Genomic DNA, 9,292 nt, shown 5'->3' on the forward strand with positions numbered 1-9,292 from the left:
GCCCGCACCCGGCCCGGGAGCGCGACTGACAAAGCGACCATCATGCGGTGACGTCAGGCGTCGCGGCGCTCTGGTCCGCCCGCACCTCGCTGCGCATCCTGGTCCGCCGGGACCTCGCGGTGAAGTACCAGCAGTCGGTGCTGGGCTACTTCTGGTCGCTGATCGAACCGCTCGGCATGGGCCTGATCTACTGGTTCGTCTTCGGCGTGCTCTACTCCGGCGCGACCCGGCGGCACCTGGGCGAGGCGGCCGGGTCGTACCCGCTGTTCCTGATCACCGGGATCTTCGCCTGGATGTGGGCGAGTTCGGCGCTGACCGAGGCCGCGAACGCGCTCAGCGGGCAGGCCCGGCTGATCACCACGATGAACCTGCCCCGGCCGATCTTCCCGATCGGGCGGGTCACCGGGCGCTTCGCCGAGTACCTGGCCGGGCTGCCGATCCTGGTCGCCGTCGCGGCGATCTACGCGAGTCAGGGGAAGATCCGCCCCGGCTGGAGCCTGCTGGCGCTGCCGCTGGCGGTGGCGGTGCAGTTCGTGCTGCTGGTGGGCCTGGCGCTGCTGCTGTCGGCGGGCAACGTGCTGATGCGCGACATCGAGCGCACCATGCGGCTGATCATCAGGCTGCTGTTCTACGCGACGCCGATCATCTATCCGCTCGACCTGGTCCAGGAGTCGGGCATGCCGGGCTGGCTCAAGATCGGGTACGAGCTGAACCCGCTGGTCGGGATCTTCCAACTGCACCACGCGGTCTGGTACCCGGACGAGTTCCCGGACGCCCGGCTGCTCGCGATCACGGTGTCCGGCAGCGTGTTGGTGCTGGCGCTCGGCTGGTGGGCGTTCCACCGCCTCGAACCGGCAGTGCTGAAGGAACTCTGAATGGCCCCGATCATCGAGGCGGACGGGCTCGGCATCCGGTTCGTCCGCAACCGGCGCCGCCAGCTGCGGCTGCGGGAGCTGATCGTGCACCGGGGCGCCCGCGACCCGGACGCGGGCCGGTTCTGGCCGCTGCGTGACCTGTCGTTCCGGATCGAACCGGGCGAGACGGTGGGCGTGGTGGGGCGCAACGGCACCGGCAAGAGCACGCTGCTGCGGCTGATCGCCGGTGTGCTCATCCCGGACGAGGGTTCGATCCGGGTGCACGGCCGGGTGGCGCCGCTGCTCGAACTGTCCGCCGGGTTCTCCGGGGACCTGACCGGCCGGGAGAACCTGTACCTGGTGGGCGGGCTGCACGGACTGTCGTCGGCGTACCTGCGGGAACACTTCGACGAGATCGTCTCGTTCGCCGGTGAGCAGGTGGAACGCGCCATCGACACGTCGGTGCGGCACTACTCGTCGGGGATGAAGGTGCGGCTGGGCTTCGCGGTGATCGCGCACCTGCCGCATCCGGTGCTGCTTGTGGACGAGGTGACAGCGGTCGGGGACGCGGAGTTCCGCGCGAAGTGCTATGCGACCATCGAGCGACTTCTCGCGGAAGGGCGCACGCTGGTGCTGGTGTCACACAACGACAAGGACCTCACCCGGTTCTGCCGTCGGGGGCTCTACCTCGACGCCGGACGGCTGATCGTCGACGGGACGATCGACGAGGCGCTGGCGGCCTACGCCGACGCGGCGAAGCGGTGACGCTCGCGATCGTGCTCGCCGCCGACCCGGCGGCGGGCCACCTCACCGAGCCCGGCCGGCCCGCCGGGGAACCGCTCACCGAGCGCCTGGCCGCGCAGTGGCGCCGGGCCGGGGCGGACGACGTGCGTATCGCCGCCGACCTGACCGAGCTGGCCGACCTGGTGGCCGCCGCGACCGGCCCGGTGCTGGTGAGCGGCGCGGACCTGGTGGCGCACACCGCCGTACTCAAGCATCTCGCGACCAGCCCGGTGGGGCCGACGGTGGCGCTGGTGCTCACCGATCCGCCCGCTCCCGGGCAGGCCACCGTGCGCGAGGAGCGCGGCCAGGTGGTCGAGGTCGACGCCGCCGACGCGAGCGGCGTGTTCGGCGGCGCGCTGCGGGTGGGCCCGGCCGACCTGCCGGCGCTCGCCGACGCCGCCCGCCGCGCCGCAGGCGCCGCGCCGGATGCGCCGGACGCGCGCCTGACCGACCCGGCGTCCGCGCCGGGCGTCGGCATCGCGGACGGCGGGCCGCGGAACGCGGTGGACCGGCTCGTGGCCGACCTCGCCGCCCGCGGCACGCTGATCTTCGCCCAGCGGGTACGTCTGCTCGTGGCGCACCGGGTCGGCGACGAGGCGCAGCGGGCGGCGGCCGAGGCGGCGGTGGCCGCTGTCGACGAGGACCGGGCCGAGTTGAAGCTGTCGGTGAAGGAGCGGGACGACTTCTTCACCACGTTCTTCGTCAGCACCTGGTCCCCGTACGTCACGAAGGCGGCGGCACGCATCGGGATCGGCCCGACCGGGGTCACCATGGTCTCGGTGGCGTTCGCGGTGGCCGCGGCGGTGCTGTTCGGCGTCGGTGGACGGCCCGCGCTGGTGGCCGGCGCGGTCCTGCTCTACCTGGGGTTCGTGCTCGACTGCGTGGACGGGCAACTGGCCCGCTACACCCGGCACTTCAGCGCCTGGGGCGGCTGGCTGGACACGATGGCCGACCGGTTCAAGGAGTACGTGGTCTACGCCGGGCTCGGCTTCGGGGCCACGCATGCCGGGTTCCGCTACGGCTGGGCGCTGGCGCTGGCCGCGATGACGTTGCAGACGGTGCGGCACATGACCGACACCTGGTACGGGGCGTTGCACGACGAGGCGGCCCGGCGGCCGAAGGTGGTGACCGCCGACGCGGGCGGCATCGGCGGGAAGCTGAACGCCGCGTCGACGCGAGTGCAGGCGGACACCGGCTCGGTGTCGTACTGGCTGAAGCGCACTGTGGTGTTCCCGATCGGGGAGCGGTGGGCGCTGATCGCGATCGCCGCCGCGCTGTTCGGGCCGCTGGTGGCGCTGGTCGCGGTGCTGGTCTGGGGGACGCTGGCGTTCGCGTACACCGGGGGGTTGCGGACCTTGCGGGCGCGGTGGATGCGGGTGCCGGTGATGGCCACTGTGGACGCGGGTCTGCACCGTGACGACGGCGTGCTGGCGCGGACGCTGCCGACCACGCGGCGGCCGCTGCTGCTGGCGGTGCTGGGCGCGCTCGGCGCGGCGGGGACGCTGGTGTGGGCGCTGCTCGCGGTGCACGGTGGCGGCGACCTGCCGGTCTTCGTGCCGGTGCTCGCGCTGGTGCTGCTGCTGGGTGCCGCGCAGGCTTCGCGGGCGCCGCACGAGGGGTCGCTGGACTGGCTGGTGCCGGCTGCGTTGCGGGCCGCCGAGTATCTGTTCGCCATCGCGGTCGGGGTGGCGGGCCGGGCACCGGCCTGGCTGATCTTCGGGTACGTGCTGGTGCTGACGCTGCACCACTACGACCTGACCGCCCGGCTGGAGAAGCGGCAGTCGGCTCCGCCGCTGCACGCCGCCACACTGGGCTGGCCGGGGCGTTCCCTGCTGCTGGCAATCGGGCTGATCGCCGGATATGCGAGTATCGCTCTGGCTACACTCGGTGCGTACCTTCTCGTGGTTTTTGTCGCGAGCGTGGTCCTCGCCTGGGTGGTCCTGCCGGCCCGCGCCCGTGGGGGTGTGCGCTCGCCGGGCTGACGGAGGGCGGGCCGGGGTGACCTTGATCAGCTTCGTCGTGCCGGCCTTCAAGGTGCAGGGCTACCTGCGGGAATGTCTCGACTCGATCCTCGACCAGCCGTTCGCCGACATCGAGGTGATCGGCGTCGACGACGCCTCCCCCGACGACAGCGGCGAGATCCTGGCCGAGTACGCGCTGCGCGACCCCCGGGTCCGCCCGGTGCGCCTCGCCGAGAACGTGGGGCTCGGTCCGGCCCGCAACATCGGGCTGGACCGGGCCGTCGGCGAGTACGTGTGGTTCGTCGACGGGGACGACTGGCTGGTGCCCGGCTGCCTGCCGCACGTCGCGGACCGGCTCCGCGACACCGCGCCGGACGTGCTGATCGTGGACCACGTCCGGGCGCACTGGAACAACATCGGCACCCGCAGCGCGATGCGCGAGGTGTTCCCGGTGCCGCCCGGCGCGACGACGTTCACGCTGCGGGACCGGCCGGAGACGCTGAAGCTGCTGCACACCGCGTGGAACCGGGTGGTACGGCGGGAGTTCCTGATCGAGCACGGGCTGCGCTTCGAGCCGGGCTGGTACGAGGACGTCTCGTTCAGCTATCCGGCGCTGATGGCCGCCGGGCGGATCGGCGTACTCGACCGGATCTGCCTGAACTACCGGCAGCGCCGCACCGGCGCGATCACGAAGACCCGGGGGGACCGGCACTTCGAGGTGTTCGCCCAGTGGCACCGGGTGTTCGGGCTGATGGACCGCTGGCGGGTGACCGGGCTGCGGCCGGCGGTCTTCGAGCGGATGATCTGGCACTACCTGACGGTGCTCGGCAACGGCGACCGGATCGCGCCCGAGCTGCGCGCGCCGTTCTTCGCCCAGATGCACGCCGACTACGTGCGGTTCCTGCCGCCCGAGGGCTATCCGGTCCCGCCCGGCCCGGAAGGGCTCAAGCACCGGCTGGTGGCGGCCGGCCGATGGCGGACGTTCAGCGCGTTGCGCGAGGCGCACCAGGCGACGGAGACGGCCCGGCGGACCGCGCGGCGGGCCCGGCGACGGGTCACGCCGGTGGTGCGGCGTACCGCCCGGCGGGCCCGTGACCTGGCGCTGGGCGAGTACTACCGGGCCGAGCTGTACCGGCCGGTCGACCCGACGCTCGCCGTGTACGCGGCCTACTGGTACCGGGGCTACTCGTGCAACCCGGCGGCGATCTACGAGGCGGCCCGCCGGCTCGCGCCGCAGGTGCGCGGCGTGTGGATCGTCCGCCGCGACCGGGTGGCCGCGCTGCCGCCCGGTGTCGAGTACGTGGTGGCCGGCACCCGCGAGTACCACCGCGTGCTGGCGCGCGCCCGCTGGCTGGTCAACAACGTCAACTTCCCGGACTTCGTCCGCAAGCGGCCGGGCTCCGTGCACGTGCAGACCCACCACGGCACGCCGGTCAAGGTGATGGGGCTGGACCAGCAGCGCTACCCGGTGGGCGCGATGGGGATGGACTTCGCCGGGCTGCTGCGCCGGGTCGACCGCTGGGACTACAGCATCACCTCGAACAGCTTCTCCACGCAGATGTGGGAGCGGGCGTACCCGGCGGACTACACCACGCTCGAGGTCGGCTACCCGCGCAACGACCGGCTGGCGCTGGCCACCGCCGAGGACCGAGGCCAGGTCCGCGCCGCGCTGGGCATCGCACCCGACGAGTACGTGGTGCTCTACGCGCCGACGCACCGCGAGCACCTGCCCGGGTGGCGGCCACCGTTCGACCCGGACCGGATGCTCGACGTGCTCGGGCCCCGGGGCCGGCTGCTGATGCGCAGCCACTACTTCCACGACCGGGAGCGGCATCCCCGGGGACCGGCGGCGGACGGCGTGCTGGACGTGAGCGCGTACGACCGGGTGGAGGACCTCTACCTGGCGGCGGACGTACTGATCACCGACTATTCCTCGGCGATGTTCGACTACGCGGTGCTGGACCGGCCGATAGTGGTCTACGCGCCGGACTGGGACGCCTACCGGGTGGCCCGGGGCGTCTACTTCGACCTGCTGGCCGAGCCGCCGGGCGCGGTCGCGCTGGACTTCCCCGGGCTGCTCGACGTGTTCCGGTCCGGCGCGGTCGACGACGAGGCGGCCGAGCGCGCCCGGGCGGCGTTCCGGTCGCGGTTCTGCGCGCTGGACGACGGGCACGCCGCCGAGCGCGTGGTACGCCGCGTGTTCCTCGGCGAAATGCCGTAAAAGTGGTTACCGGCAGGTCACTTAACTGCGGAGCCCGGCGAATACCGCTTAATAGGACTGTCACGAGCCGAACATGGCACGTTTACCCGATGTGCGAATCAGATGATCCTGGTCACAGTCATTCCCGGGTTTGGGGAGAGAAAACTGGGGAGGTGGCGGTGGCGACCGTCGCGCTCAAGGATGTCACCAAGGTGTTCCCGGATGGAACAGTCGCGGTCGACACCATCAATCTGGACGTCAACGACGGCGAGTTCATGGTGCTGCTCGGCCCGTCGGGCTGCGGGAAGTCGACGGTGCTGCGCATGGTCGCCGGGCTGGAGGACCCGTCCTCCGGTGCGATCCTGCTCGGCGGTGAGCTGGCCAACGACCTGCCGCCACGCGACCGGAAGATCGCCATGGTCTTCCAGGACTTCGCGCTCTATCCGCACATGACTGTGGGCGACAACATCGGCTTCCCGCTGCGGCTCTCCGGCATCGAGCCCGGCCCGCGCGGCGAGCGGATCCAGGACGTGGCGAGCGCGCTCGGCATCGGCGACGTACTCGCGCGCAAGCCCAGCCAGCTCTCCGGCGGCCAGCGGCAGCGGGTCGCCATGGGGCGGGCGATAGTGCGCCGGCCCGGCCTGTTCCTCATGGACGAGCCGCTGTCGAACCTGGACAGCGGGCTGCGCGCCGAACTGCGGGCGGAGATCTCCGGCCTCACCCGCGAACTCGGCGTCACCACCATCTACGTCACCCACGACCAGGCCGAGGCGCTGACCATGGCCGACCGCGTCGCGATCATGCGCAAGGGCGTGCTCCAGGACGTGGGCACCCCCACCCAGGTGTATGGGCGGCCGGCCACGCTCTACGTCGCCGCGTTCCTGGGCAGCCCCCGGATGAACCTGCTGGAGGCGTCGGTCTACGTGCACCTCGACCGGTACGTCGCGCTGAACCTCGGCGAGCAGTCGCTCTACCTGCCCTGGGACGACATCCGCAGCCGGGCGGTGGCGCACTACCACGGCGAGCGGATCGTGGTCGGCATGCGGGCCGAGGCGCTCACCCCGGTCGCCCCGGACACCGCCGGTGACGTGCTGCACGGGCGTATCCGCTACCTGGAGCACCACGGCCACGAGTCGCTCGCGTTCCTCGACATCGGCGCCACCGCGATCGTGGTCGACGAGATGGGCACCCAGGTGGAGCAGGCCGCACCGGGCCAGCGCGGCCTGCGCCGGTTCAACCAGGTGATGCAGCGGCTCACCGGCCGCGCGACGGAGGCGTCAGCCCCGGCGCCGGAGGCCGGCGGGGGTGGCGGCAACCGCACGAGCGTGCTGCCCGACCCGGGCCGCCACCACCGTCGTCCGGCGGAACTGGCGGTACGGCTCGCGCCGTACCCGCAGGTGTCGCCCGGGCACCCGCTCGCCGTGCAGGTGCGGATGGACGCGCTGCACTTCTTCGACGAGCGAGGCGACCGCATCGACGTCGGCTGGCGGTGAAAGGAAGGGCACCCTGTTAACGCCTCCGGTAGAGGAAGGGCCCCTTCTTAACAACCGCCGCCCGGAGGGACGGGCCGGTGACGGCGGTACGGGCCCCAGCCGACGAAGCGGGCGAACATGTCGGCCGGGGCGGGCGCGTCGTTCGGGTTCAGCCGGTAGAGGTCGCGCGTCGCCTCGTACAGCAGCCCGCACAGGTAGATGGACAGCCCGATCCGGTTGTCCTCGTACTCGCTGCGCAGCAGCAGACGGGCCGTCGGGCACGGCCACGGCTGGCCGCAGGCCCGGCAGCACCACATCGGACGCAGCGGCGTGTGCGGGGTGGCGTGCAACGGGTACGGCCGGGGTCGATCCGGCTTGGGTCCGTCCGGCGGCTGCCCGAGCTGGTGGCTGATCACCGAGGCTCCTCGTGGCCGTCGCGCCGGTTGCCGGCGTCGCCGCCGCGCTGCTCCGGGACCGGCCAGCGACCGCCGTTCGCCCGCCACTGCTGGGCCGGGGTGAGGTTGCCGACCCGGCCGGGACCCATCGTCGGGAGTGGACGGGTGGGTTGCCGCATCCAGTCCGGCAGATTGTCGCCCCGTACCCGCTGGGGCAGTGTCGGTGCCGACGCACCCCGGCAGCGGAACCAGCGCAGTCGCACGGCGCAACTCCTCTCGGTAGCGGGAATCGGACGAATTCGATTCCACTGCGTGACAGTCTCGTCACCGCGCCGCTAGGGTCGGAAGGCGTTCCACCCCCACCTTCCCGGCCGTCCGACCGGCCGATTTCCGTGTGCAGCCGTGTGCAGAGGTGTGCAGATGATCCGTGTGCCGTTGTGGGAACTGTTCGCCGGTGAGCTACGTCGGTTACGTACCGATGCGGGGCTTACCCAGGAGGCGCTGGGCGAGCGGGTGAGCTATTCGGCGTCGCTGGTGGCGGCCGTCGAGCAGTGCCGCCGCGCGCCGCGCGCCGAGTTCACCGAGCGCTGCGACGAGGTGCTGAACGGCGGCGGCCTGCTGGTGCGGATCCGGGACGCGCTGATGCAGGAGGCGCTGATGCCGTGGTTCCGCGAGTGGGTGAGCATCGAGCAGGAAGCTGCCTCACTGCGTAGCTTTCAACCGCTGGTGGTCCCTGGTCTGTTGCAGACCGAGGAGTACGCCCGTGCGCTCTACGAAGGGGCCGCGCAGTTCGTCGGCGAGGCTGTCGAACAGCAGGTGGCCGCCCGGCTGGCCCGGCAGGCGGTGCTGGACGGCCCGACGCCGCCGCAGTTCGTGGTGGTGCTCGACCACTCGGTGCTGGCTCGACCGGTCGGCGGGCCGAAGGTGATGCGGGAGCAGTTGGAGCACCTGATCGAGATGGCACGGCGACCCCGGGTCCACCCGCACCTGGTGCCGGAGACGGCCGGGGCCTATCCGGGGCTCAACGGTGCCTTCGTGCTCGCGACCCCGGCCGACGGTGACGACGTGGGCTACCTGGACAACCAGTTGCACGGCACAATCGTGGAGCGCACGGTGGACGTGAACTCACTTCGGCAGACGTGGGAGTCCATCCGCGCGGAGGCGATGCCGCACGGGGCGACCCTGGCGGCGATTTCGGAGGCGGCGAAGCGATGGAGTTGACCGGCGCGATCTGGCGCAAGAGCACCCGCAGCAGCGGTAACGGCGGCGACTGCGTGGAGGTGGCGGACAATCTGCCCGGCGTGGTGGGGGTGCGGGACAGCAAGGACCGGCAGGGGCCGGCGCTGACGTTCACGTCGTCGAGCTGGGCGGCGTTCGTCGCGTACGCCAAGCGCGCCTGACCCGTAGCGGTCAACCGGCAGCCGGGTCGCGAACGCTGGCCCGACGATCAGCGTTCGTGCTCGGCTCATCAATGAGTGGCAGAGCTGGACGTCGTGCCGTGCGGAGGCGATGCCGCACGGGGAGACTCTGGCGGCGATTTCGGAGGCGGCGAAGCGATGGAGTTGACCGGCGCGATCTGGCGCAAGAGCACCCGCAGCAGCGGCAATTCCGGCGATTGTGTCGAGGT

9 protein-coding genes are annotated in these 9,292 nt (G+C 71.9%); 7 read left to right on the top strand and 2 right to left on the bottom strand.

Annotation, left to right across the window (positions count from 1 at the left end; all coding sequences use genetic code 11):
• The first annotated feature begins 47 nt into the window (after positions 1-47).
• The 5 genes from KBX43_RS28610 (at position 48) to KBX43_RS28630 (ending at position 7,291) form a co-directional block, all read left to right on the top strand.
• Positions 48-875: an ABC transporter permease gene (locus KBX43_RS28610; RefSeq protein ID WP_210888259.1), complete on the top strand. Its 828-nt coding sequence runs from the start codon at positions 48-50 to the stop codon at positions 873-875.
• A complete protein-coding gene (locus KBX43_RS28615) occupies positions 876-1,619 on the top strand; it encodes an ABC transporter ATP-binding protein (RefSeq protein ID WP_030503547.1) in 744 nt (247 codons plus the stop codon).
• A complete protein-coding gene (locus KBX43_RS28620; protein ID WP_374226031.1) occupies positions 1,616-3,619 on the top strand; it encodes a DUF5941 domain-containing protein in 2,004 nt (667 codons plus the stop codon). Before KBX43_RS28615 ends, KBX43_RS28620 begins: the two co-directional genes overlap by 4 nt.
• A 16-nt stretch (positions 3,620-3,635) precedes the next feature.
• On the top strand, positions 3,636-5,819 hold the full coding sequence (locus KBX43_RS28625) for a bifunctional glycosyltransferase family 2 protein/CDP-glycerol:glycerophosphate glycerophosphotransferase (protein WP_210888261.1): 2,184 nt from the start codon (positions 3,636-3,638) through the stop codon (positions 5,817-5,819).
• 158 nt (positions 5,820-5,977) lie between these two features.
• Entirely contained in the window at positions 5,978-7,291 is a 1,314-nt protein-coding gene (locus tag KBX43_RS28630) for an ABC transporter ATP-binding protein (RefSeq protein WP_043330711.1), read from the top strand.
• 47 nt (positions 7,292-7,338) lie between these two features.
• Here KBX43_RS28630 and KBX43_RS28635 read toward each other — a convergent pair whose 3' ends face one another.
• Both KBX43_RS28635 and KBX43_RS28640 read right to left on the bottom strand, forming a co-directional pair.
• Positions 7,339-7,686, bottom strand: coding sequence for a hypothetical protein (locus tag KBX43_RS28635; protein WP_209959756.1), 348 nt, complete (start codon positions 7,684-7,686; stop codon positions 7,339-7,341).
• A complete protein-coding gene (locus KBX43_RS28640) occupies positions 7,683-7,928 on the bottom strand; it encodes a hypothetical protein (RefSeq protein ID WP_043327123.1) in 246 nt (81 codons plus the stop codon). Before KBX43_RS28640 ends, KBX43_RS28635 begins: the two co-directional genes overlap by 4 nt.
• A gap of 157 nt (positions 7,929-8,085) precedes the next feature.
• On the opposite strand from KBX43_RS28640, the gene KBX43_RS28645 reads away from it, so the two are divergent.
• Both KBX43_RS28645 and KBX43_RS28650 read left to right on the top strand, forming a co-directional pair.
• Positions 8,086-8,886 carry a helix-turn-helix transcriptional regulator gene (locus tag KBX43_RS28645; RefSeq protein ID WP_210888265.1) on the top strand — a complete coding sequence of 267 codons (801 nt, stop codon included), beginning with the start codon at positions 8,086-8,088 and terminating at the stop codon, positions 8,884-8,886.
• Positions 8,877-9,065 (top strand): DUF397 domain-containing protein, encoded by a 189-nt coding sequence (locus KBX43_RS28650; protein ID WP_124779012.1) that lies wholly within the window; start codon positions 8,877-8,879, stop codon positions 9,063-9,065. Before KBX43_RS28645 ends, KBX43_RS28650 begins: the two co-directional genes overlap by 10 nt.
• The last annotated feature ends 227 nt before the right edge of the window (positions 9,066-9,292 follow it).

It is taken from the genome of Micromonospora sp. C41, from assembly GCF_018070485.1.
In the GTDB taxonomy this organism is placed as follows: Bacteria; Actinomycetota; Actinomycetes; order Mycobacteriales; family Micromonosporaceae; genus Micromonospora; species Micromonospora chalcea.

Bases quoted from the DNA above. Each gene is read 5' to 3' on its own strand.
- KBX43_RS28615 (WP_030503547.1), top strand. From the start codon at position 876: ATGGCCCCGATCATCGAGGCGGACGGGCTCGGCATCCGGTTCGTCCGC.
- KBX43_RS28645 (WP_210888265.1), top strand. From the start codon at position 8,086: ATGATCCGTGTGCCGTTGTGGGAACTGTTCGCCGGTGAGCTACGTCGG.
- KBX43_RS28650 (WP_124779012.1), top strand. From the start codon at position 8,877: ATGGAGTTGACCGGCGCGATCTGGCGCAAGAGCACCCGCAGCAGCGGT.